The sequence below is a fragment of the Curtobacterium sp. JUb34 genome (assembly GCF_003755065.1).
In the GTDB taxonomy this organism is placed as follows: Bacteria; Actinomycetota; Actinomycetes; order Actinomycetales; family Microbacteriaceae; genus Curtobacterium.
Genome location: NZ_RJVH01000002.1, coordinates 509669 through 533959 on the forward strand (window position 1 = coordinate 509669; position 24291 = coordinate 533959).

At 71.8% G+C, this 24291-nt stretch carries 23 protein-coding genes; 9 read left to right on the top strand and 14 right to left on the bottom strand.

All coding sequences use genetic code 11. From position 1 onward, the window contains the following. Nucleotides 1-14 precede the first annotated feature (14 nt). From EDF63_RS08890 to EDF63_RS08905, 4 genes are all read left to right on the top strand, one after another. A complete protein-coding gene (locus EDF63_RS08890) occupies nt 15-1550 on the top strand; it encodes a DUF3375 family protein (protein ID WP_123312678.1) in 1536 nt (511 codons plus the stop codon). Then, nucleotides 1547-2326 (top strand): DUF4194 domain-containing protein, encoded by a 780-nt coding sequence (locus tag EDF63_RS08895; protein WP_123312679.1) that lies wholly within the window; start codon nt 1547-1549, stop codon nt 2324-2326. Before EDF63_RS08890 ends, EDF63_RS08895 begins: the two co-directional genes overlap by 4 nt. Beyond that, on the top strand, nt 2323-5688 hold the full coding sequence (locus tag EDF63_RS08900; RefSeq protein WP_123312680.1) for an ATP-binding protein: 3366 nt from the start codon (nt 2323-2325) through the stop codon (nt 5686-5688). Before EDF63_RS08895 ends, EDF63_RS08900 begins: the two co-directional genes overlap by 4 nt. 394 nt (nt 5689-6082) lie before the next feature. Beyond that, nucleotides 6083-6382, top strand: a complete 300-nt coding sequence (locus EDF63_RS08905) for a hypothetical protein (protein WP_123312681.1) — start codon at nt 6083-6085, stop codon at nt 6380-6382. Between the two features lie 180 nt (nt 6383-6562). On the opposite strand, the gene EDF63_RS08910 is transcribed toward EDF63_RS08905, so the two are convergent. Then, on the bottom strand, nt 6563-8026 hold the full coding sequence (locus tag EDF63_RS08910) for a peptide MFS transporter (RefSeq protein ID WP_123312682.1): 1464 nt from the start codon (nt 8024-8026) through the stop codon (nt 6563-6565). Between the two features lie 215 nt (nt 8027-8241). Here EDF63_RS08910 and EDF63_RS08915 point away from each other — a divergent pair, with 215 nt between their 5' ends. After that, on the top strand, nt 8242-10371 hold the full coding sequence (locus EDF63_RS08915) for an acyl-CoA dehydrogenase (protein ID WP_123312683.1): 2130 nt from the start codon (nt 8242-8244) through the stop codon (nt 10369-10371). 170 nt (nt 10372-10541) lie between these two features. Here the strand turns inward: EDF63_RS08915 and csrA are convergent, their stop codons facing one another. From csrA to EDF63_RS08980, 13 genes are all read right to left on the bottom strand, one after another. Beyond that, nucleotides 10542-10811 carry a carbon storage regulator CsrA gene (csrA, locus tag EDF63_RS08920; protein WP_123312684.1) on the bottom strand — a complete coding sequence of 90 codons (270 nt, stop codon included), beginning with the start codon at nt 10809-10811 and terminating at the stop codon, nt 10542-10544. 4 nt (nt 10812-10815) lie between these two features. Beyond that, the gene (locus tag EDF63_RS08925) at nt 10816-11769 is read right to left on the bottom strand and encodes a hypothetical protein (RefSeq protein WP_123312685.1); all 954 of its coding nucleotides are present in this window, start codon (nt 11767-11769) and stop codon (nt 10816-10818) included. Continuing rightward, on the bottom strand, nt 11744-13798 hold the full coding sequence (locus tag EDF63_RS08930) for a flagellar biosynthesis protein FlhA (RefSeq protein ID WP_123312686.1): 2055 nt from the start codon (nt 13796-13798) through the stop codon (nt 11744-11746). The genes EDF63_RS08925 and EDF63_RS08930 overlap by 26 nt, the downstream gene beginning before the upstream one ends. Beyond that, on the bottom strand, nt 13795-14988 hold the full coding sequence (locus tag EDF63_RS08935; protein WP_123312687.1) for a flagellar biosynthesis protein FlhB: 1194 nt from the start codon (nt 14986-14988) through the stop codon (nt 13795-13797). The genes EDF63_RS08930 and EDF63_RS08935 overlap by 4 nt, the downstream gene beginning before the upstream one ends. A gap of 6 nt (nt 14989-14994) precedes the next feature. Then, entirely contained in the window at nt 14995-15753 is a 759-nt protein-coding gene (locus EDF63_RS08940; protein ID WP_123312688.1) for a flagellar biosynthetic protein FliR, read from the bottom strand. Then, nucleotides 15753-16028 carry a flagellar biosynthesis protein FliQ gene (fliQ, locus tag EDF63_RS08945; RefSeq protein ID WP_123312689.1) on the bottom strand — a complete coding sequence of 92 codons (276 nt, stop codon included), beginning with the start codon at nt 16026-16028 and terminating at the stop codon, nt 15753-15755. Before fliQ ends, EDF63_RS08940 begins: the two co-directional genes overlap by 1 nt. 9 nt (nt 16029-16037) lie before the next feature. Then, nucleotides 16038-16874, bottom strand: a complete 837-nt coding sequence (gene fliP, locus EDF63_RS08950) for a flagellar type III secretion system pore protein FliP (RefSeq protein WP_123313118.1) — start codon at nt 16872-16874, stop codon at nt 16038-16040. Continuing rightward, entirely contained in the window at nt 16871-17386 is a 516-nt protein-coding gene (locus tag EDF63_RS08955) for a flagellar biosynthetic protein FliO (protein ID WP_123312690.1), read from the bottom strand. Before EDF63_RS08955 ends, fliP begins: the two co-directional genes overlap by 4 nt. Nucleotides 17387-17394: 8 nt before the next feature. Next, nucleotides 17395-18099, bottom strand: a complete 705-nt coding sequence (gene fliN, locus EDF63_RS08960) for a flagellar motor switch protein FliN (RefSeq protein WP_123312691.1) — start codon at nt 18097-18099, stop codon at nt 17395-17397. Further along, nucleotides 18096-19004, bottom strand: coding sequence for a flagellar motor switch protein FliM (locus EDF63_RS08965; protein ID WP_123312692.1), 909 nt, complete (start codon nt 19002-19004; stop codon nt 18096-18098). The genes fliN and EDF63_RS08965 overlap by 4 nt, the downstream gene beginning before the upstream one ends. 89 nt (nt 19005-19093) lie before the next feature. Continuing rightward, nucleotides 19094-20023, bottom strand: coding sequence for a flagellar motor protein MotB (locus tag EDF63_RS08970; RefSeq protein ID WP_123312693.1), 930 nt, complete (start codon nt 20021-20023; stop codon nt 19094-19096). 2 nt (nt 20024-20025) lie between these two features. Beyond that, nucleotides 20026-20844, bottom strand: a complete 819-nt coding sequence (locus tag EDF63_RS08975; protein WP_123312694.1) for a motility protein A — start codon at nt 20842-20844, stop codon at nt 20026-20028. A 1-nt stretch (nt 20845) separates the two neighbouring features. Next, nucleotides 20846-21124, bottom strand: coding sequence for a flagellar FlbD family protein (locus EDF63_RS08980; protein WP_123312695.1), 279 nt, complete (start codon nt 21122-21124; stop codon nt 20846-20848). Between the two features lie 239 nt (nt 21125-21363). Between EDF63_RS08980 and EDF63_RS08985 the strand changes: the two genes are divergently transcribed. The 4 genes from EDF63_RS08985 to EDF63_RS09000 all read left to right on the top strand — a co-directional run bounded on the left by EDF63_RS08985 (nt 21364) and on the right by EDF63_RS09000 (nt 24213). Continuing rightward, complete coding sequence (locus tag EDF63_RS08985) at nt 21364-22203, top strand: DUF4397 domain-containing protein (RefSeq protein WP_123312696.1); 840 nt, start codon at nt 21364-21366, stop codon at nt 22201-22203. A gap of 29 nt (nt 22204-22232) precedes the next feature. Further along, nucleotides 22233-22853 carry a class F sortase gene (locus EDF63_RS08990; protein ID WP_185021348.1) on the top strand — a complete coding sequence of 207 codons (621 nt, stop codon included), beginning with the start codon at nt 22233-22235 and terminating at the stop codon, nt 22851-22853. A 68-nt stretch (nt 22854-22921) separates the two neighbouring features. Next, nucleotides 22922-23467, top strand: coding sequence for an RNA polymerase sigma factor (locus tag EDF63_RS08995; protein WP_123312698.1), 546 nt, complete (start codon nt 22922-22924; stop codon nt 23465-23467). Further along, nucleotides 23464-24213, top strand: a complete 750-nt coding sequence (locus EDF63_RS09000) for an anti-sigma factor domain-containing protein (protein WP_123312699.1) — start codon at nt 23464-23466, stop codon at nt 24211-24213. The genes EDF63_RS08995 and EDF63_RS09000 overlap by 4 nt, the downstream gene beginning before the upstream one ends. Nucleotides 24214-24291: the final 78 nt, after the last annotated feature.

The window sequence follows — 24291 nt, forward strand, 5'->3', positions numbered from 1 at the left end:
GGACGAAGGGGCGCATGACCGACGTCGACCTCGAGTTCGCCCGGGTCCGAGCGGTCCTCGACCGTCCGACCCTGCGGCTCATGTCCCGCCCGACGAGCGCGACAGTCCTCGCCGTGTTCCGCACGGTCTTCGACCGCGACGTCCAGTACGTCCCCGCCGACCGCATGCACCTGCAGGTCGAGGAGCACGTCGCCCGCCTGCAGGCCTCGGGCGCGCGCGTGCCCGCGAGCGACCAGCACGAGCAGGCCGAGCAGGACCCCCGACCGAACGGCCGTGCCCTCTGTCGTGAGTGGGTGGCGGCCCAGTGGCTCGTGCGCTCCAACTCCCCGGACGGCGACGAGCAGTACTCCCTGACGAGCCACGCGCTCGAGGCCCTGAGCCTCGTCGACGCACTGTCCGCCGACCGTGCCCTGATCAGCGAGAGCCGCCTGGCCATGATCGTGGACGCCGTGCACCGCTGGGCCGCACGCGCCGAGCCCGACCCCGACGTGCAGATCCGCCGCATCGACGCCCAGATCGCCGAGCTGCAGGCCGAACGCGAACGCCTCGAGCACGGTGACGACGTCGTCACCGTCGAGGACGACCGGATGCGCGACGGCTACACGAACATCTCCGACCTCATCCGGCAGCTCCCGAGCGACTTCAAGCGCGTGGAAGAGGCCGTCGCGACGATGCACCGCTCGATCGTCGAGGACTTCCGGCAAGAGGTCCGTCCGATCGGCGAGATCCTCGACGACTACCTCGCACGCACCGACAACCTGATGCAGGCCACACCGGAGGGCCGCGCGTTCGAGGGCGCCTTCGAGCTCCTGCGCGACGACGCGCTGCTGCTCCGCCTGCGGGACGACATCGCGACGATCCTGTCCCACCCCTTCGCCGAGGGCCTCGGCGCCGGTGAGCGTCGCGCGTTCCGCAACACGGTGACGATCCTCCGCCAGGGCATCGAGGACGTCCTCGCCCAGCGCCGCCAGCTCACCGCCACGCTCCGCGACCAGATCGTCGCCCACGACGTGGTCCGCGACCGCGAGCTCGACGCCGTCATCCGTTCGATCAACCGCGGCCTGGCGACGCTGATGGACCAGGGCGGGGCGCGCGACCGCATCCCGCTCCCGCTGCTGCCGGCATCGGCCGAGGTCGGCACCCTGCGCGAACGCTTCTACGACCCGGACGCCGAGTCGGTGCCGCCGCCCATCGAGGAACCCGACGACGACGTCTTCGAGGACCTCGACGTCGAGATGCTCCGCAAGCACGGCGGTCCGCTCCTGACCGAGCTGCGCGCCGCACTCCGGTTCGCCGAGGCCGACTCGAGCGTCGACGCCTTCCACGGGCTGCCGCCCGAGCAGCGCCGACCGGTCGAGTTGTTCGGCCTCGCCCACCTGCTGACGGGGCGCGACGACTTCGAGTCCGCCGCGCACCTCGCCGAACACCGCACGGTGCGCCCGGACGGCAGCCCGGTGACCTTCCACATGCCCACCGCGGCGCTCGCTGCGGAGCGCACGCCGGCCGGCGAACCCCACGACGACACACAGAACGCACAGGAGGCACGGTGAGCGACACGACGCCGACACCGGTCGACGAGACGGTCCCCTACGACGACCCCGCAACGGTCCTGCAGGACGACGAACGCGACGAGTCCAGCTTCGCCCTCTTCGAGGGCGACGAGGGTCGGCTCGACGAGCACCAGCGCCGCGCCCTGGTGGCGCTGCTCCGCCACTCGTACGTCAGCTCCCGCACGCACCCCGACGAGTGGCGTGCGGTGCTCGACGGCGAGTACCAACTGCGGTCGCGCCTGAACGACCTGTTCCTCGAGCTGCACGTCGACCGTGACCGCGAGGTCGCCTGGAAGCGCCAGGCCCGCTCGGAGAGCCAGCGCCGGACGTTCCCCACGCTGCTGCGCGACCTGCCGTACACCCGCGAGGAGACGATCGTCCTCGTCTACCTGCGGATGCGGCTGCGAGCCGATGCCCGACCGGGGCCGGACCAGGTCGTCGTCGACCGCTCTGAGATCCTCGGGCACGTCGCCGGGTTCCGACCGGCCACCGCGACCGACCGCACCCGTGACGAGGGCCGTGTGGCGAAGGCCGTCGAGCGCCTCGTCACGGCGCGCATCCTGATCCGCACGTCCGACCCGGACCGCTTCCGGGTGGCGAGCGTCGTCGAGGTGCTGCTGCCCCTGGAGCGCCTGCTGGAACTGGACACGTGGTTGCGGACCACCACCGCGCAGGAAGTGGCGACCGCCCCGGGCGGCGAGCCGACCGACGGAGCCGACCCGGGCCTCCCGACTGACGACACCGACACCGACGACGAAGGCGAGACGGAAGCGTGACCGACACGTTCGAGATCCCGGCGCTCTTCGACACGGTCGCGCAGTGGCGCGCCGAGTCGATGCAGGTCGTCAACTGGGGCGGGTTCCACGGTCACCGCCAGGTCGAGCTGTCCGGCACCGCGACGCTCATCTCCGGCGCGTCCGGCACCGGCAAGTCCACGCTCATGGACGCGTACCTGGCCGTGATGATGCCGTCCGACGTGCCGTTCAACGGCGCCTCGAACGACGCCACGACCGGGCGTGCCCGCAGCGCCGACCAGCGCAACCTGCTCACGTACCTGCGCGGCAAGGTCGACACCCGCCGCGACCCCGAGTCCGGCGCCCTGCGCGACGTGAACCTGCGCGGCGACGACCAGACCACCTGGGGTGCGGCCGCGGTCACGTTCCGGAACGACGACGAGCGCCGCTTCACGGTGTTGCGGGCGTACATCGTGCCGAAGCGCGCGCGGGGCGTCGGCGACATCCAGATGACCATGGCCACGGTCGACGACACCTTCGACCTGCGTCGCCTCGAGGAGTTCGTGCCGACGCGGTTCCACCACCTCGAACTGACCGGTCGTGTTCCCGGCCTCGTCATCCGCGACACCTACCAGGAGCTCGCGTACACGCTGCAGACGCGCCTCGGCATCGGCGACTCCGGTGGCGGCAACCGGGCGATGCGCCTGCTCGCGCGCATCCAGGCCGGGCAGCACCTGCCGACGGTCGACGCGCTGTACAAGTCGCTCGTGCTCGAGACCCCCGGCACCTACGAGGCGGCCGACCGTGCCCTCGCGCACTTCTCCGCGCTCGACGAGGCATACGAGGCGATGGACACCGAGGAACGCAAGGTCCGCATCCTCTCCCCCATCACCGACCTGCACGACGAGATCGAACGCTCGAAGGCCGCGGCCGAGGCGCTGGACGGCATCGCCACCGGTGCCGAGGTCTCCCCGTTCGCGCACTGGACGGCCTCGCGGAAGCGCGATCTGCTCGACGCCGAGGTCTCGCGGAACGCACGGGAGCGCACGGCATCGCGCGCCGAGGTCGCCGCTGCCGAGGCCCGGCACGCCGCCGTGGAGATCGAGCTGCGCGACGCCGAGGCGCGGCTGCGCGACCAGGGCGGCAACGCGCTCGCCCAGCTCGAGGACCGCATCGACCGCCGCACGCGCGAACGCGACGCCGTCGTCCGCACCCGGGCGACGTTCGACGAGCGGACCGCGGTGCTCGGCACGTCCGTCGCGACCGAGGCCGACTTCACTTCCGCGCAGCGCAGCTCGCACGAGTTCCTCGGTTCCTACGCTGCTTCGCGCTCGTCGTTGGACGACCGCCGTGACGCCCTGACGCGCGAGGAGTACCCGCTCCTCGACCGGGAGCGCTCGCTCCGGCAGGAGCGGCAGTCGCTCGAGCACCGCCAGGGCGCGATGCCGCTGCCGATGCACGAGGCCCGGCTCGCGATGGCCCGGGCGGCCGGCATCGACCCCGCAGACCTGCCCTTCGTCGCGGAACTGCTCGACGTGCAGCCCGGCGAGGAACGCTGGCGCACGGCGATCGAGTCCGTGCTGGCTCCCGTCGCCCGCACCCTGCTGGTCGACCAGGACCGGCTGGGCGCGTTCAGCGAGGCGATCGACGCGCTCCGCCTGCCGGTCCGCGTGCAGTTCGAGGGTGTGCCGACCGGTCCGCACCTGGACCTCGACGGCGACCCCGCGATGGTCTCCGGCAAGCTCGCGATCAAGCACTCGCCGTTCAGCACCTGGGTGCGCGAGCGGATCGAGTCCGAGCGCACCGACGCCCGATGCGTGACCGACGCCTCCGAGCTCGGCGGCGGTGGCCGGCGCGTCACCGAGTCCGGCCAGCTCCGCGACGGCCGTCGTGGTGCGCACGGCGACCGGCGCCAGGCCAACGTCATCGGCTTCACGAACGAGGCCCGCGTCGCCGCCGTCGAGCAGGAGCTCGCGTCGATCGCGCAGGACCTCGCCACGCTCGAGGCCCGTCGCACCGACGTCGCACAGGACCTCACCGCGCTCGACGTCCTGCGCGCCGCCCACCAGCACGTCGTCGACGTGACATGGGACGCCATCGACGTCGAGGGGGTCGAGACCTCGTTGGCCCGACTCGACGAGGAACGCCAGGCGCTGCTCGCCGCCGACGACGGTCTGCGGACCCTGCGCGCCTCGGTCGCCCGCCTGCGGAAGTCGCTCGACGAGACCGCCGACCGACGCTCCGCCGCACGGCTCTCCGTGCAGCGGCTCGAGGAGCGGCACGCCGTGCTCGTCGACGGCCAGGACGCCGCCGCCGAGATCCTGTCGCGCTTCGACGACACCCCCGAGTCGTTGCCCGACGACGAGCAGTCGCGACTGCTCGCCGAGACGTTCGCCGAGGTCGGCGCCCCGGACGGCGTGGACGGCTTCGACGACGCCACCCGACGGCTCCGGCGCCGCCTGGAGGAACGGCTGTCGCAGGCGCTCGACGGTGCCGCAGCGGCCTCGACGTCGCTGACGCTCACGTTCCAGCGGTACCAGGACGCCTGGCCGGACCCGAACCTCGGCACCGGCGTCGCGTCCTACCCGGACTACCACGCCATCCTCGACCAGATCGTCGCGACCGGACTGCACGCCCGCCGCACCGAGTGGCGTCGGCGGCTGTCGCAGTGGAGCGGCGAGGACCTCGTCCCGCTCGCCGGCGCGTTCGACCGTGCCGTCGTCGAGATCGAGGAGCGTCTCGAGCCGGTCAACGAGATCCTGCGGGACCTGCCGTTCGGCGCGAACCGCGACCGCCTGAAGATCCAGATCCGCCGGGTGACGCGCGAGGACGTCACCGCGTTCCGCCGCGAGCTCCGCGCCCTGTCCGCCTCGGTCGACTCCGAGCTGACCGACGACGTGCTCGAGACCCGGTTCCGCCGGCTCCGGCGCTTCATGGCCGTCATCCGCCCCGACCCCGACGCCGCCCGTGGTCGCACCACGCAGCGCGACGCCGTGCTCGACGTCCGACGGCACATGGAGATCACGGCCGTGCGCTACGACACGTCGGGCGTCGACCTCGGCGTGTACTCGTCGCTCGGCGACAAGTCCGGTGGTGAGACGCAGGAGCTCGTGGCGTTCATCGTCGGTGCGGCGCTCCGGTACCAGCTCGGCGACGAGACCCGTCCCCGTCCCCGGTTCGCCCCGGTGTTCCTCGACGAGGCGTTCATCAAGGCGGACTCGGAGTTCGCCGGCCGTGCGGTCACCGCGTGGCTCCGGCTCGGGTTCCAGCTGGTGGTGAGTGCGCCGCTCGACAAGGTCACGGCGCTCGAGCCGTCGATGGAACGGCTGCTCTCGATGCGCAAGCACCCCGAGACCGGCCACTCGTCCATCACCGAGATCGCCCGCGTCCCCGCCGACGCCTGACCTGGGGCGCGGTCGCCGGGTGCCGGGTGCCGGGTGCCCGGTGCCGTCCCCGAGGTTCCAAAATCTCGGAACTTCGGGCGCCCCAACGGGCATCCGTGGAACCCGGACGGCACGCACGCGGCATGTCGTGGAACCTCGGCGATGCCCCGGCGGCGTGTCGCAGAACCTCCGCGTCCGACTCGTCAGGTTCCAAAATCTCGGAACCTCGGGCGCCCCAGCGGGCATCCGTGGAACCCGGACGGAACGCGCGCGGCATGTCGTGGAACCTCGGCGATGCCCCGGCCGCGTGTCGTCGAACCTCGGCGGCGCCCTCGGCGGTACCCCGTCCGCAGGTCGTCGAGCCTCGGCCCGCAGAACGGAGGTGGCAGATCGGCGAGCACGCTACGGTGATGGCGTGTTCGGACGACGTTCCCCCAAGCCCCGCCCCGACGACGCCCCCGGCCTCGGCATCGGCGCGCTCGTGCAGGTCATCGACTCCGCGCAGGGCGGCGAGCGGTGGGCCGACGAGCCGATCGGCGTCATCGTGGCTCCCGGCGGCAACCAGATCGTCGGGTACCCCGGTGTCGGCGAACCGTTGTCGTGGACGGTCGCGTTCGAGGAGCCCGTGTACACGAAGGACGGCCGCGGCCCCTTCGAGCGCGCGACCGTCCTGAGTCGTCAGTTGGTGCCGATCACGACCGGCAGCGGCGAGTAGCCCAGCGGGCTCAGTACTCCTCGGAGCCGCTCTTCATCATGGCGGCGACCGCCATGCAGCAGCCCACACCACCGAGGACGCCGATGCCGATGATGATGCCGGCGATGAGTTCGAGCATGGGGTGACTCCTTGGTTGCTTCGGCCGTGTGGCTTCCCTCAGGTTAGCGGATGCGCGACGGATCAGCGGATACCGCGCATGAGCTTCAGGACCGGCTTCGCCAGGACGAGCAAGACCACGCCGACCGCCACGGCGACGAGACCGAGGATCGTGAAGTACGGGGCCTCGTCCGCCGGGTCGTAGTAGCGCGACAGCACCCCGGTGACGGCGGTCCCGAGCGACACCGACAGGAAGAAGAGCGCGACCATCTGCGTCTGGAACTTCGGCGGCGCGAGCTTCGTGGCGACCGACTGCCCGACGGGTGACAGCAGCAGCTCGGCGAGCGTGAAGACCAGCAGGATCCCGACCAGGGCGAGCAGGGGCGTGCCGTTCTGGCCCGAGTTGACGAACGGCAGGAACAGCAGGAACGCGACACCCATGATCCCGGTGCCGAGGGCGAACTTCGTCGGCGTGGACGGCTGGCGGTCGCCGAGCTTGGTCCAGAGCGCCGCGAAGACCCCGGACAGCACGATGATGAAGACCGGGTTGATCGACTGCACCCACGACACCGGCATCTCCCACCCGAACAGCGAGCGGTCCAGTCGCTCGTCGGAGTAGACGGTGACGACGGTGAACTGCTGCTGGTAGAGCGACCAGAACACCGCGCTGCCGATGAAGAGGGGGATGAACGCGAACACTCGCGAGCGCTCCTGCGCGGTGATGCCGCTCGTCAGGATGACGACGAAGTAGCCGATCGTGGCGAGGATCACGATCGCGACGACCACGGTGGGCAGGTTGCCGACGTTCAGCAGCCCGGTGAGCACGGCGACCACGACCACACCGAGGGCGACGACGACGCCGACACCGATCAGCGGCAGGCGACGGCGGTCGACCGGGTTCGTGACGTGGCGGACGGTGTCGGGCAGGTTCTTGCGCCGGATCGCGTACTGCACCAGCCCCGCGGCCATGCCGACGGCGGCGAGCCCGAAGCCGTAGTGGAAGCCGAGCGAGCTCTGCAGCAGGCCGGTCAGGAGCGGTCCGAAGAACGCTCCGAGGTTCACGCCCAGGTAGTACAGCGAGAAGCCGGCGTCACGACGGGGGTCGTCGCGGCTGTAGAGCCCACCGACGATCGTCGTGGCGGTCGCCTTGAGCCCGCCGGACCCGAGCGCGATGAGCACGAGGCCGACGCCGACGCCTGCGACCCCGGGGATGAGCGCCAGGGCGATGTGCCCGAGCATGACGACGACCGCGCTGCCGAAGAGCGTGCGGTCGGCACCGAGCAGCCGGTCCGCGATCCACGCACCGATGATGGTGAACAGGTAGACGGCGCCGCCGTAGGCGCCCATGATCCCGCTCGCGACACCCTTGTCGATCCCGAGGCCGCCCTGCGTGACGGTGTAGTACATGTAGATGAGGACGATGCCCTGCATCCCGTAGAACGAGAACCGCTCCCAGAGCTCCACCGCGAACGGTGTCGACAGCTCGAACGGCTGTCCGAAGAAGGTGCGTTTGGGCTTGGGATCGTGTCCCGTGGTGGAGCCTGACATGTCGGCCAGTCTGCCCCGCGGGCTGGTGGCACGCCCAATCGTCGATGGGTGCTCAACAAATCCGGCCGCCGGGGCGCTTGGAGGGTTCCCACCAACGCGGCCGGTCCGCGTGGACCAGGGTTGTACGCCCCGCACCGCGTTCCGCCGGCTGTCGGGCGCGGTGTCTAGCGTGGGTCGTGCAACACCGGACACCGCAGTTCAGGAGGACTCCGACCATGGTCGACACCGCATCCGCGCAGCACACCGGCACCCCGAAGACGAAGCGCGACGCCGGCGAGGACACGAGCAACACCGCGAGCACGAACAACAGCGCGAGCACGAACACCAGCGCGAGAACGAGCACGAACACCGACATCCGCATCGACGTCGACATGGTCGAGACCCTCCTGCTCGGCCGCTGGGCCGAGGACCGCCGCATCTCGCGCCGCCTCGTGCTCGACCCCGCACTGCACAAGACCGAGGGCCTCGGCACCATCGAGCACCGCGCCCGCGCGTTCGAGCAGCTGCAGATCCTGGTGGACGCCGGCGCGATCCAGCGCCCGTACCCGCGCGAGCTCGGCGGCCAGGACAACCACGGCGGCAACCTGGCGGCGTTCGAGGAGATCACCACCGCCGACCCGTCGCTGCAGATCAAGGCCGGCGTGCAGTGGGGCCTGTTCGGCTCCGCGGTGCACCACCTCGGCACCGCGCGGAACCACGAGGAGTTCCTGCCCGGCATCATCGGGTTCGACGTGCCCGGCTGCTTCGCGATGACCGAGACCGGCCACGGTTCGGACGTGCAGAACATCGCCACGTCGGCCACCTACGACCCGGCGACGCAGGAGTTCGTGGTCCACACCCCGTTCCGTGGGGCGTGGAAGGACTACATCGGCAACGCGGCCCTGCACGGCAAGGCGGCCGTCGTCTTCGCGAAGCTCGTCACCCAGGGCGTCGACCACGGCGTCCACGCCTTCTACGTGCCGCTCCGCGACGACGACGGCGCGTTCCTGCCCGGCGTCGGCGGCGAGGACGACGGCGTCAAGGGCGGTCTGAACGGGATCGACAACGGTCGGCTGCACTTCGACCACGTCCGAATCCCCCGCACGAACCTGTTGAACCGTTACGGCGACGTCGCCGAGGACGGCACCTACAGCTCGCCGATCGACTCCCCCGGTCGCCGCTTCTTCACGATGCTCGGCACCCTGGTGCAGGGCCGCGTGTCGCTCGACGGCGCCGCGGTCGTCGCGCAGAAGATCGGGCTGCAGATCGCGCTCACCTACGCCATGCAGCGTCGGCAGTTCCCGACCGCAGGCGGTGTCGAGGGCGTCCTGCTCGACTACGGGCGGCACCAGCGCCGGCTCATCCCCCGCCTGGCGACGGTGTTCGCGCAGTCCTTCGCGCACGAGCAGCTGCTCCGCACCTTCGACGACGTGTTCAGCGGGCGTGCCGACACCCCGGAGCGCCGCGAGGACCTGGAGACCCAGGCCGCCGCGTTCAAGTCGCTGTCGACGTGGTCCGCCCTCGACACCCTGCAGGAGTGCCGCGAGGCCTGCGGCGGCGCGGGCTTCCTCGCCGAGAACCGCCTGACGAGCCTGCGTGCCGACCTCGACGTCTACGTCACGTTCGAGGGCGACAACACCGTCCTGCTGCAGCTCGTCGGCAAGCGGCTGCTCACCGACTTCCGGAAGCGGGCGCCGCGCGATGCCGCATCGACCGCGAAGTTCGTCGCCGCCCAGGTCGGCGTGAAGCTCGCGGACGCCTCCGGGATCCGCCGCCTCGGGCAGACGGTCGCCGACCGCGGGTCACTCGCGGCGAGCGTCACCGACCTGCACGACCCCGCCACCCAGCGGGCGCTGCTCGCCGGCCGAGTGGACACCATGGTCACCGAGATCGGGCTCCGGCTGAACACCGCCGGCAAGGACCGCGTCCGTCAGGCCGTGCTCCTGAACCGGTCGCAGCACGAGCTCATCGAGGCCGCGCGAGCCCACGCCGAGCTCATGCAGTGGGATGCCTTCACCGAGGCGCTCGACGCGGTCCCCGAGGGCGACACCCGCCGGGTGCTCGTGTGGCTGCGCGACCTGTTCGCGCTCGGACTGCTCGAGCAGCACCTCGACTGGCACCTGGTGCACGGCCGCCTGAGCGCACAGCGAGCCCGTGCGGTCTCGGCGTCGATCGACCGGCTCGTCGCGCGGCTCCGTCCGGTCGTCCCGCAGCTCATCGAGACCTTCGGCTACGAGCCCGGCCACGTGCGGGCGCCGATCGCGCTCGGCGAGGAGCAGGCGCGCCAGGACGAGGCCCGTGCGTGGTTCGCCGCCGAGGCGGCAGCCGGACGGCTCCCCGAACAGGAGAAGAAGCCCCGCGCGTAGCCGCCCGTCGTTCCGTCCGGTCCGCGCCCCGCCAGCGTCGTCGCGCCCCGAAGAGTCGGGGCGCGACGCCCACCACGGGGCGCGACGCCCACCACGGGGCGCGACGCCCGCCACGGGGCGCGCGGCCCGCCACGGGGCGCGACGCGCACCACGGCGCGCGACGGCCCGGACTACGCCCGGTCGGCCCCGCCGCGGTCGCCGAGCGCCGCGCGCAGCCGCGCCTCGGCGTCGTCTCCGGAGGCACCGGACGTACCGGCAGCCGCAGCGGCCTCGGCGTTCGCCTCGGCGACCGCGCGCACGACCTCTTCGCGCTGGATCTTCACCCCGCGTGGCGCGTCGATGCCGATCCGCACGCCGTCCCCCCGGGCGTCGAGGACCGTGATGACGATGTCGTCACCGACGAGGATCCGCTCGCCGACCTTCCGCGTGAGTACCAGCACCCGCTCAGCCTAGCGACAGGACGGGGACCCCCAGCAGGTCGACGGACTCCGGCGTGGCGGTCTCTCCGGCGCCGATCGCGACGACGCCGGCCACCGGCAACCACGCGGCCACCGCGGAGACCATGGCCGCCGAGTCCTCCGGCTTCCGGCCGACGTCGACGACGACCCAGACCTGGTCCGCCTCGATCCGGTCGCCCGTGGCGCGGTCGTCCCAGGCCGCCACGGCGAGCACGGCGTGGCCGTCGCGCACGCCGTCGGCGCGGGCGAGGATCGCGGACCGTCGGTCGGCGGCGTCGGTCGGGCGCAGTGCGTGCCGGACGGCGAACAGGCCGGCGGCGGCGTCGACGTCGTTCGGTCGACCGACCAGCAGCACCAGGTCACCATCAGCAGACCGCACTGCCGGAACAGCAGACCGCGCGGCAGGAACAGCAGATCGCGCGGCAGGGGCCGTGGGCCGGGCCACGCGCACGGCGGGTGTGGCGTCGGGGACGGTGGCCGGGCCTCCTGGCAGGGTGTCGGCAACGGCCTGGAGGCGCGGGTCGACGTCCGCAGACCCGTCCGGCTCCGGCAGGACGCGCGTCGGGCGCGGGGCGCTCCCCGTGATCCCGTCCGCCACGAAGCCGTCGAGCACCGACGCGAACGCGTCGGCGCGCGTGGTCGCGGTGCCGTCACCACCCGCGATGCGGGCCTCGGCCTCCTCGGCGTCCGCGAGCAGCGCCGCGATCCCGATCCGCTGGACGGGCGAGTCGGCGATGACCACGCGTGCGGTCGGGGTCTCCCCCGGCTCCGGCACCTCGACGGTGGCCTCGACGTGCGCCCTGCGGAACAGCCCGCCGATGCCCGGCGTGGTGACCCGCTCGGCGGAGACGATCCGTGCGCCCGCGCCGAACTCGGTCCGGACGGCGTCGCGGACCTCGTCGAGCGTGGCGCCGCTACGCTGCAATCGGGTCGGCGGCACGGACCACTCCCACGGTCTCGATGGTGGAACCCGCGGCGGTGGCCTCCTGGTACGACAGCACCGGGAGCCCGTTCGACTGCGCGGCGACCATGCGGTGCACGGCCGGTCGGAGCTGCGGGGCGCAGACCAGGGCGGCGGACAGGCCCTGGTCCTCGACGCTGCGCACGGCGTCGCGGACGGACCCGAGGACCTGCTCGATGCGGTGGGCGTCGAGGACGATCTGGCTGCCCTGCTCGGACGGGCGCAGGCCCTCGAGCATCGACTGCTCGAGCAGCGGGTCGATCATGATGACGCGGAGCGTGCCCTGGTCGGTGTAGCGGGCGGCGAGGGCGGGACCGAGCGCGGCGCGTGCGGCCTCGACGAGCCCCTCGGGTTCGGTGGACGCCTTGGCCCGCAGGGTGAGGGCCTCGCAGATCCGGCCGAGGTCGTTGATCGGGACCCGCTCGGCGAGCAGGCCCTGCAGCACGCGCTGGAGTTCGGCCATCGAGAGCATGCCCGGCACGAGCTCCTCGACCGCGGCGGGGTTGACCTGCTTGACGCCCTCGGTCAGGACCTTGACGTCCTCGCGGGTGAGCAGGCGGGCGGCGTTGTCGCCGATGACGGCCTGCAGGTGCGTCACCAGGACGGACACGCGGTCGATCACGGTGGCGCCGGTCATCTCGGCGGCGTGCCGGAGTTCGGCGGGCACCCACTTGCCGGTCAGACCGAACACCGGCTCGACCGTCGAGGCGCCCGGCAGTCCGTCCAGGTGGTCGCCGAGCGCGAGCACGCTGCGGGCCGGAGCGGTGCCGCGGCCGGCCTCGACGCCGGCGATCCGGATGGCGTAGGTGGACGGTGGCAGGTCGATGCTGTCGCGGGTGCGGACCGGTGGCACGACGATGCCCATGTCGACGGCGATCTTCCGGCGGAGCGCACGGACGCGGCCGAGCAGGTCGTCGGAGGCGCCGGACACCATGTCGACCAGGTCGGGCGCGAGGAGGATCTCGAGGGCGTGCACCCGCATCTGCTCGATGAGGTCCTCGGGGGTGTCGCCGGTGGGCGCTGCGGCCTCGAGGGCCTGCTGCTCGGCGGCGGCCGACTCGGCGTTCGCGGCGTTCCGGCCGATGCGCCAGGCCGTGAACAGCAGCGTCGCACCGACGAGCAGGAACGGCAGGATCGGCATGCCGGGGATGAACCCCATCGCGATGGCGGCGACGCCGGCGATCATCAGCGCGTTGCGTGACTGCGACAGCTGCGTCGCGGCCGAGGCGCCCATCTCGGACTCCGCGCCGGAGCGGGTGACGATCATGCCGGTGGACACCGCCATGAGCAGCGCCGGGATCTGCGTGACGAGGCCGTCGCCGATGGTCAGGATGCCGTACTTCGACAGGGCGTCGGTGGCGGAGAGCCCGTTCTGCAGCATGCCGATCGCGATGCCGCCGACCAGGTTGATGATGATGATCAGGATGCCGGCGATCGCGTCGCCCTTGACGAACTTCGAGGCGCCGTCCATCGCGCCGTAGAAGTCGGCCTCGGCGGAGACCGCGGCCCGGCGGTCCTTCGCCTGCTGGTCGGTGATGAGCCCGGCGTTCAGGTCGGCGTCGATCGCCATCTGCTTGCCGGGCATGGCGTCGAGGGTGAACCGTGCCCCGACCTCGGCGACGCGCTCGGCGCCCTTCGTGACGACGACGAACTGGATGACGATGAGGATCAGGAAGATCACCGCGCCGATGATGATCGACCCGGACACGGCGACGTGGCCGAACGCCTGGATGACGTCGCCGGCGAAGCCCTCGCCGAGCACGAGGCGGGTGGACGCGACGTTCAGGCCGAGGCGGAACAGCGTCGCGACGAGCAGCAGCGACGGGAACACCGAGAAGTCGAGCGGCTTCTTCACGAACAGCGTCGTGAGCAGGATCACCAGCGCCAGCAGGATGTTGCAGATGATCAGGAAGTCGAGCAGGAACGACGGCACCGGCAGGATCAGCAGCAGGATGATGCCGACGATGAACACCGGGACGACGAGCTTCGGCAGGTCCTTGCGGTTCATGCGGGGAGTCCTTCGGTCTGGTTCGCTGCGGTGCGCGGTGTGCGGAGCCTGCGGGGGCGGAGGTCGCCGGTGAGCGTCGCCGGGTCGATGACGCTCGCGACCTCGTCGGGCGTGGTCGGCCGCGGTGGTGCGTGGGTGCCGGCCGCTGCACCGCGGGCCTTGAGCGCCATCACGAACGACAGCACCCGGGCCACCGGCGTGTACAGGTCGACGGGGATCTCGTGCCCGAGCTCGCACGCGGCGTGCAGGGCACGGGTGAGCGGGACGTCGCGGACGATCGGCACGCGTTCCTCCTCGGCACGGGCGCGGATGACGTCGGCGACCGGGCCGGCGCCCTTCGCGACCACCCGCGGTGCGGCCTTGCCCGGCTCGTACTTGAGCGCGACGGCGTAGTGGGTCGGGTTCGTCATGACGACGTCCGCGGTGCCCACGGACGCGATCATCCGGTTGCGGCTCATCGCGAGCTGACGGGAGCGGCGCTGGCCCTTGACGAGCGGGTCACCGTCGCTCTTCTTGTGCTCGTCCTTGACCTCGCGCTTGGTCATCATGGTGCGCTTGCGGTTGCGGCGGATGACGACGAGCACGTCGATCGCCGCGAGGACGAGCCCGGCGGCGATCGCGGCGCGGAGCAGGGTGCCGGCGCCGTCCGCTGCCGCCTCGAGCACGGCGGACAACGGCAGCGAGCCGCTCGTCATGAGCACGGGCATCAGGCCCTGCACGGCGAACCAGAGCACGAGCCCGACGACGGCGGTCTTCAGCAGGGCCTTCGCCCCGTTCCAGAGCGCCTGGACGCCGAACACGCGCTTCAGGCCCGCGATGGGGTCGAAGTGCGACGCCTCCGGTGCGAGCTTCCGGATGTGCACCCCGCCCTGCGCGACGGCGGCCGCGGTGACCGCGACGAGGACCACCGCGAGCATCGGTCCGAGGGTCGCGCCGACGCTCGCCATCGCCTCGCCGAACACGTGGTTCATGGTGCCGATGGTCGGGTTCGCGATGACGGACTGCACGGCGACGAGCTGCGCGGTGCCTGCGGCTGCCGCGTTGCCGATCATCGACGGCACCATGAGCGCGACGACGGCGATGCCGATCCACGCACCGAGGTCCTGGGACCGGCCGAGCTGGCCCTTCCGGTGGACCTCCTGCATGCGCTTCTGGGTGGCCTTCTCGGACTTCTCACCACTGTCGGACACGGCGCCTCACCCCCGTCCCGTGATCGCCTGCACGGCGTCGCCGGTCAACGACGACACCACCGAGGGCAGCGCCATGAAGAGCGCACCGGCGAACAGGACGGTCAGCCCGATCTTGATCGGGAACCCCATCTGGAACGCGTTGAGGGCCGGCGCGACGCGGGTGAGCAGACCGAGGCCGACGTCCGCCAGGAACAGCACGACCACCAGGGGCCCGGCGATCTGCAACGTCGCGAGGAACATCTGCGACATCGCCGCCACGAGGGCGTGCGCCAGACCGTCGACGGCGAACGCCCCGGTCAGCGGCACGGCGTCGAAGGACCGCACGAGCCCACCGACGATGAGCTGGTACCCGCCCGAGGTGAACAGGAGCGCGAGCGCCGCCATCTGGAACAGCCGGGTGAACTGGGCGCCGTTGACCTGCGACTGCGGGTCGAACGCCTGTGCCAGCGTGAACCCGCCGAACAGGTCGATGAGCGCACCGGCGGACTGCACCGCGGCGAACACCAGGAACACGAGGAAGCCGAGCGACAACCCGACGACGAGCTGGGTGAGCAGTGCGAGCAGGAACGGCCCGGTGGCGAGCGACTCGTACCCGACGGCGACGCGCGGGGCGACGCCGATCGCCAGGCCGAGCCCGAGGATCACCTTCACGGTGCCGGGGAACGCCCGGTACGAGAACGGCGGCGCGATGACGAAGAACGCGACGAGCCGGACGCCCGCGAGCATGGTCGCCTCCAGACGGTCGGCGTCGACGCTGAGCTCCATCAACCGCTCCCGAGCAGCTTCGGGATCATGTCGAAGGCGACGTGGGTGAAAGCCACCATCTCCGAGATCATCCAGTTGCCGCAGATCACCAGGGCGATCGCGACCGCGACGGCCTTCGGCACGAACGAGAGCGTGACCTCCTGGATCTGGGTCACGGACTGGAACAGCGAGATCGCGAAGCCGACGACGAGCGACGTGATGAGCACCGGCGCCGCGAGCTTCGCCGACACGAGGAGTGCCTGGAGGACCAGGTCGATGACGGCCTGCTGGTTCATGCGCGCCCCCTAGACAACGTGGTAGCTCTCGATGAGCGACGTGATGATGAGGCCCCAGCCGTCGACCAGGACGAAGAGCAGGATCTTGAAGGGCAGCGAGATCATGACCGGCGGGAGCATCATCATGCCCATCGACATGAGCGCCGCCGAGACGACGAGGTCGATCACCAGGAACGGGATGAAGATGACGAACCCGATGATGAAGGCGCTGCGGAGCTCCGAGATGATGAACGCCGGGATGACCGTCGTCATCGGCACGTCCGCCATCGACTTCGGGTTGTCGAGGCCGGCGGCGCGGGTGATCAGGGCGACGTCCTCGTCGCGGGTCTGGTGCAGCATGAACGTCCGCAGGGGCTTCGTGCCGATCTCGACGGCCTGGTCGAAGTCCAGGTGGCCGGCGAGGTAGGGCTGCAGCGCGTCGTCGTTGATGTGCCCGAGCACCGGCGCCATCACGAACAGCGACAGGAACAGCGCCAGGCCCGCGATCACCTGGTTCGGCGGGATCGACTGCAGTCCGAGCGCGTTCCGGGTCATCGCCAGGACGACGAAGATCTTCGTGAACGACGTCATCATCAGCATGAGCGCCGGGGCGACGCTGAGCAGCGTGATGCCGATGAGCGTCACGACCGCCGACGACGGGGTGCCGTCCGGACCGTTCACGCTGACGCTGAAGTCGCCGTCCGCGGGAGCGGTCGGGGTGGCGGGAGCGGTCGGCTCCACGACCCCGGCGGCGTGGGCACCGGTCGCGGTGAGCATGAGGAAGCCGGCGACGACGGCCAGCCCGAGCAGGACGAGGGCGACGACGCGTCCGGACAGCGCCAGCCGGTGCGACCCTGCGGCGGTCACCCGACCCGCCGGTTCCGGAGCGCCGCGGCCGCCTGCCGCCACGTGTCGACCGACAGGATCGACCCCTGCAGCTGCTGCGCGGTCGGCAGCGTGGTGCGCTGCGGACGACGGTTGCGCGGGCGCATCGGCAGGGCCTCCGGGAGGCCCGTGGGGGCGTCCGCCTGCAGCGCCAGTTCCTGACCGAACGCGTCGGCCGACGGGGCGGGACGCACGGGCAGCTGCACGGGTCCGGTCACGATGGTGAGTTCGGGAGCGGGCGCCTGCCCGCTCGTCAACAGGCTGACGCCCTGCTCGGAGACCCCGAGCACGAGGCGCTCCCCCTCGACGTCGACCACGACGACGCTCGCCTTGCCGCCCAGGCCCTGGCGACCGACGACCTCGACGGTCGCCGCACGGCGCCCGGAGGTCCTGCCCGCGAAGCGCTTCTTGCTGGCGCGGTGCAGCACCCACATGAGGGCGAGCACGACGCCGAGCGACAGCGCGACGCGGAGGGTGACGAGGAGGGTGTCCACGGGCAGGCTCAGAGGGATTCGGCGACGTCGAGGATGCGGGTGATCCGGACCGCGTAGTCCTGGTCGACCACGACGACCTCGCCGTGCGCGATCAGGCGCCCGTTCAGCAGGACGTCGGCGGGGGCACCGGCGCTGCGGTCGAGTTCCACGACCGCTCCGGGTTCCATGCCGAGCACGTCGCGGACCGACATGCGGGTGCGCCCGATCTCGACGGTCAGGGTCATCTCGACGTTGTTGATGCGGCCGAGGTTGCCGGCGGGCACACCGACCGGCGCGGCGGCCGAGACCGTGCCGTGCTCGCGCACGCGGATGCCGAACCAGCCGCTCGGCACACCACCGGCGGCCAGCTCGAACACCACCGTGTCGGGGTCGGCCAGCAGCGCGGCGGCCGACTCGCGGCTCGCCTCACCGAGGACCCCGACGCCGAGCACGGACGCGGCGGCCTCGAGCGACGGTCGCAGCACGTCGGTGACGGCGACGATCCCGTGGTCGGTGCCGCCGGCCGCGATCACGGCCTCGAGGTCGGTGAGCACGAGGGCCAGATCGGCCGACAGGCCGCCGACGAACGAGGCGACCACGGCGTCGGTCGCCGCTTCGAGCACGACGGGGGTCGCGCCTCCCGGCAGCAGCTGTGCACCCAGCGGGACGGCCGTCGGGAGCTGCGCCGCGAGCGACTCGGCCGCGGTGGTCTGGAGGGTGGTCGTGGCGTTCATGCGAGCTCCGTGCTGGTTGCGGACGACGTGCCGGCGGAAGCCGAGGTGGTGGTGACGACGATGCCGGCGAGGCGCGAGCCGTTCGCGCCGACCGCGGCGGTGCCGACGGGTTCCCCGTCGACCGCGATGGTGAGGGGACGGTGCTGCGGGTGCGGCAACGGCAGGACGTCACCGACGGCGAGCCGGAGCACCTGCGTCGGCAGGACCGTCGCCGGGGCGAAGCGCAGGCTGACCCCGACGGGCACGCCCGCGAGCTGCGCGTCGAGCAGGGCCTGGGCGTCGGCGGGCGACACGTTGGCGGCGGCCTCGCCGAGCTGCGGCAGCACGGCCTCGGCCGGCAGGGCGAGGGTGCCGGGGGCGACGCGGTCGCCGACGCGGATCGAGAACGCCGCGACGATCATCAGGTCGCCCTTCTGGGCGGCCTGGGCGAACTGCGAGTTGAACTGGAAGCCGCCGGCCGTGACGTCGTGCGCGAGCAGCCCGCCGAACGAGTACCGGAGGTCGTCGAGGGCGTCCTCGACGATCTTGCGCACGAGGGCCTGCTCGATGGGCGTGAAGGTGCGCTCCGGGGTCGGCAGGGGCTTCGAGGCGCCGAGGGCGTGCGAGACCCAGGTCAGGGCGGCGTCGAGCGGGACCTGCAGGACGCCCTTCGGGACGACGTCGGCGATCGGCAGCAGCACCATGCCGGTGAGCGCGGGCAGCGAGGCGGCGTACTCGTCGTACGTCACCATCTGCACCTGCTCGCAGGTGACCTGGCTGACGGCGCGGACCTTCGCGGTGAGCTGCGTGCCCCACTGGCGCGCGAACGTCTCGAACGCGAGCTCGAGGACCCTGGCGTGCTCGCGGGCGAGCGTCGACGGGCGCGCGAAGTCGTACACCTCGGGCGCGGGCAGGGTCTCGGTCACGGGTGCGTCTATCGGTCGCCTGTGTGGCACCCGTCAGTGCTGTACCCCGTACTGGGGAGGCGGGGTCCGGTCGGGCCGCCGATCGCGTGTCAGCCCTGGCGCGCTCCGTCCTGCGCCTTCGCGAGCGCCGGCATCAGCGCGCTGACGTCCTGGTCGGCGTTCGACAGCACCACGATGTCGACCCGTCGGTTGAGCGCGAGGTCCTGGTCCGTGCCGCCCTTCGCGAGCGGCCGGCTCGACCCGAAGCCGACGCTCTGCACGTGGTCGCCCGGCATCCCGCCGCGCTCGACCAGGTCGCGGAGGACCCCCGTCGCCCGGGCCGCACTGAGTTCCCAGTTCGTGGCGTACGGCGCCGTCGAGTTCCGCTGGTCGGCGTGCCCCTCGACGCTGACGTCGTGGTGGCTGCCCTGCAGCACCGGGGCGATCGCGTCCATGATCGACTTCGCCTGGTCGGACAGGTCCGCGCTGTTCGTGCCGAAGTACGTCTCGCTGCCGATGAGCCGGACGATCAGGCCACGGGCATCGACGGTGAACTGCACGTTGGCGGTCTGCCCGGCCTTCGCGAGGTTCCGCTTGATCGCCGTCTCGATCGCGGTGAGGTCGTCCAGCTCCTGCTTCGCGGCGGCGACGTCCTGCTTCGTCGCGGTCACCGGCACGACGGTCGACGCGGGGTCGACGTTGGTGTCCTCCGCGCCGGACGACGCCGTCGAGTGGTCGGCCTGCGACTTGTCGCTGGAGTACCCGGATCCGTCCTCGACCTGGTCCTTCGTCACCACCGTGCCGCTGGCGGTGTCGACCTTCTGCGACTTCACCTCGCCGAAGCCGGTCGCCAGGGAGTTCTTCAGGGCGATGTACTTCTCCTGGTCGACCGTCGACATCGCGAAGAGCACCAGGAACATGCACATCAGCACCGTGATCATGTCCATGTAGGACGCCATCCAGCGCTCGTCGGGGTGCTCGGCCTCGTCGTGGCCCTTCTTCGCACGACCGCGGCCGCGGCCCCGGGGGTTGGCGCTCATCGTCAGGCCGCCAGCTGCTGGTCGTCGACGTCCTGGTCGGTCTTGCCGGCCTTGCGCTTCGTGGTGTCGGCGCGTGCGGCCGGCGGCACCATCGCCTTCAGGCGTTCACCGAGCAACCGGGGCTGGCTGCCGGCCTGGACGGCGAGCAGGCCCTCCATCAGGAGCGTCTGCCGGTCCGACTCGAGCTGCGCGAGCTTGCGGAGCTTGCCGCCGATCGGCAGCCACATGAAGTTCGCCGTCAGCAGGCCCCACAGGGTCGCGACGAACGCACTCGCGATGAGCGGGCCGAGCTCGTCGGGCTTGCCGAGGTTCGCGAGCACGTGGGTCAGGGACACGACGGTGCCGATGATGCCGACCGTCGGGGCGAACCCGCCGAGGCCCATGAAGAACGCACTCGCGCTCCGGGTCGGCGCCGCGTTCGACTCGATCTCGTCCTCGAGCAGGATCCGCAGCTCGTCGCCGTCGGTGCCGTCCGCGATGTTCTGCAGCGCCTTCTTCATGAACGGGTCGTCGTGCTTGTCGGCCTCCTGCTCGAGCGCGAGCAGACCGTTCGACCGCGCCGTCTCGGCCAGGCCCACCACGTCGTCGATGACCGACTGCGGCGGGGTGACCTTGCCCGTGAACGCCTTCGGCACGGCCTTGAAGCTCGCGATGGCGTCCTTCAGCGTCGTGCTCGCGATGCCGCACCCGATGGTCGCACCGAACACGAGCAGCATCGGCGCGGGCAGGAACAGTCCGGCGAGCTCCACGTGCTCCATCTCCACCATGCCGAACAGGGCGCCGAAGGCGAGGAGGATCCCGATGATCGTCGCGATGTCCACGTCAGCGACCCCCGTCCTGCGTGCGGAGGGGTGCGACCGCGGTGAGCGTCGGCTGCGGGCCGGTGACGTTCCTGGTCGGCAGGTCGGTGCCGTACGCCATCCCGACGATGCGGGCGCGGTACGCGGCGATCAGGTCGATGACGTCGGCCATGGACTCGCGGACGATGTACTTCGCCCCGTCGACCATGATGAGCGTCGTGTCCGGCGTCTCGTGGATGCGCTCCACGAGGTCGGGGTTGACAGCGAATGCGCTGCCGTTGAGTCGTGTGACGACGATCATGGCCCGTCCTGGTTCTCGATCGTCCCGCCGCCGTCCGTGGGGCGGGATGCTGCCCGTCCGTGGGCCTGCACGGAGGTCTATCGGCGGGTGGGGCCGGGGCGTTAGCAGGGGTCTGACGGCGTCTCGGCTGATCCGCAGGGAACCGGTGCATCCGATCGGGGCCCACGGCAGGTAGTGGGGGTACGACGTCGACGACGACGTCGTCCGCTCCGGCCCGGACCGGCCCGAAGGAGAACGCCATGCGCAAGACACTCGTCACCGGCCTGAGCGCCGGTGTGCTGTTCGCCGCCGCCGCGGTCGTACTACCGGCGACCGCCGCCACCGCCGCCACTGGTGAGGCGACGCTCTCGGTCCTGCACGCCGTCCCGGACGTCACCGTGGACGTCTACCTCGACGGGGAGCGCGCCATCGACGACTTCACCCCCGGGACGCTCGCCGGCCCGATGATGGTGCCCGCCGGTGCCCACCAGCTCGCGATCACCGCATCGGACGCCACCGACGCGTCGAAGCCGATCATCGGCCCGGCCGACGTGTCGTTCGACGCGGGCGGTGACTACACCGCCGTCGCACACGACGCGGCGGACGGTTCGCCGACCGCCACGGTGTTCACCAACGACACCTCCGCCGTCCCCGCCGGCCAGGGGCGTCTCGTCGTCCGGCACGTCGCGGCCGCACCCGCGGTCGACGTCCTCGCCGGCGGGGAGGCCGTCGTCACGAACCTGTCGAACCCGGACGAGCAGGCGCTGGAACTCCCGGCCGGCACCGTCTCGGCCAGCGTCGCCGCGACCGGCACGACCGATCCGGTGATCGGCCCGGCGGACGTCGAGGTCACGGCCGGCGCCGACACCATCGTGTACGCCTGGGGCAGCCTGGACGACTCGAACCTCGCCCTCGCCACGCAGACGATCTCGGACCTCGGTGGGACGCCGAACGGTGTCCCCGCCGGCAACGCCGGTCTGGTGGCCACGAACGGTCAGGACGCCCTGCCGCTCGTCGGTGGTGCAGCAGCAGCCCTGGCCGCCGCTGCCGTGGTCGGAGCGGTCGTGCTCCGTCGCCGTCACGCAGCGGTCCGCCGCTGAACGTGCGGTTCCCCGTGCGGTCCGCCGCGGTGACGGCCATCGCCGTCGCCGTGGCGGTCGCATCCCTGACCGGGTGCTCGTCGGCCGGATCCGCCCCCGACGGGCAGCCGCCCGCCCTGCCGACGAGCACCCCCACCCCGGTCCCGACGGCGTTCTCGACCGAGGTGCCGCAGCAGGCAGCCACCATCCCCCCGGTCCGGCGTGCACCGGCTCCGACGCGCATCGTCGTCGACCACGACGGCATCAGCGCCCCCGTCCGGCCCGAGGGCGTCGACCGCACCGGGGCCATGGGGCTGCCGCCCGATCCCGCGACGGCCGGCTGGTACCGGTTCGGCGCAGCTCCCTCGTCGTCGGAGGGCAGCGTGGTGCTCGCCGCCCACGTCGACGCCGTCGGGTACGGCATCGGACCCTTCGCCCGGCTCCGGGACGTCCCCCGCGGGACGACGGTCACCCTCACCGACGCTGCCGGTACCGACACCCGGTGGCGGATCGACTCCGTCAGCATGCTCGAGAAGCAGGGACTCCCCTGGGGCGACGTGTTCCGCGGCGACGGACCGCGCCGACTGGTCCTGGTCACGTGCGGCGGCCGGTTCGACACGGGCACCGGACACTACGAGAGCAACCTCGTCGTCACCGCGGCACCGATCTGACCGTGGCGACCGACGTCCGCCTACGATCAGGTCGTGGTCGACGACGACCGCACCAGCGACAGGAAGACGTGACGACCATCCTCCCGGACGACGGCGAACTCTCGGACGCGTTCCGCGCCGGGGGCGAGCACGCCCTGCGCGCCGTCTACGAACGCTGGTCGTCGCTGGTGTACTCGTTGGCCCTGCGCGCCCTGGCGGACCCGGCCGCCGCGGAGGACGTCACGCAGCAGGTCTTCGTGAAGGCCTGGCAGCGGAGCACCAGCTACGACCCCACCAGGGGCCCGCTCGGCGCCTGGCTGGTCGGCATCACCCGCAACTGCATCGCCGACGCCCTGAACGATCGCCGGCGGCACGCCAGCGCCGCCGACCCGGACGTGGTCGAGGAGACCACCCCGGCTCCGGAGCCGGCGTTCGACCTGGCCGAGCGCGCACTGGTCGCGGGTGAGCTCGACCGACTCGACGAGACACCGAGACGGGTGATGCGGCTGGCGTTCTACGACGACCTCAGCCATCGTGAGATCGCCGAACGGCTCGACCTGCCGCTGGGCACCGTGAAGAGCCACATCCACCGAAGTCTGGCTCGGCTCCGAACACGTCTGGAGGTGATCGAATGAAGCACGTCGACGACGAGACGCTGGCGATGCTCGCGGTCTCCGACCAGGTGGCTGCGGACGACGTCGCCGAACACCTGGCGTCCTGCGCCCGGTGCCGCGACGAGGTCGCCGTGCTGCAGCGGGTCGCCGCCGTCACGCGGGCGTCCGACGACCTCGAGCTGATCGCGCCCCCGGACCACGTCTGGGACCGGATCGCTGCCGAGATCGCGCAGACGCCGCAGCAGGTGACCGCGCCCGTCGACCCGCAGCCCCACGTCGTGTCCCGTCGACCCCGGTCGGGCGCGCGTCGTCGTCGCCTCGTGACGGTCGTCGTCGCGGGTGCCGGCGTCCTCGCGGTCGTCCTGGGCATCGGTGTGGCGACCGGCGTCGTCCCCGGGCTGCCCCGCGGCAGCACCGAGACCGTGCTCGCGGACACCGAGCTCGCGCCCCTGCCCGGGTGGTCCGGCACGTCCGGCACCGCTGAACTCGAACGCGACCGGGACGGCCGGGTGACGCTCGTGGTCGACCTGCACGGTGAACGCGGTCGCTCCGGCACCGGACCGCTCCGCGAGGTCTGGATGATGCGATCGGACCTCGCCGGCCTGGTGAGCGTCGGGTACCTGGACGGCGACCGCGGCACCTTCACCGTGCCCGCCGACCTGGACACCGCGCGGTTCCCGGTGGTGGACGTCTCGGCCGAGGCGGACGACGGCGACCCGGCACACTCCGGCGACTCGATCGTGCGGGGAACGCTGACCAATCCCTGAGCGTGTTCGTCCCCCGAATTCTCAGCTGTGACGTATTCGAGACCACCAGGTGCGCGACAGGTGTCGATGTGCACCCGT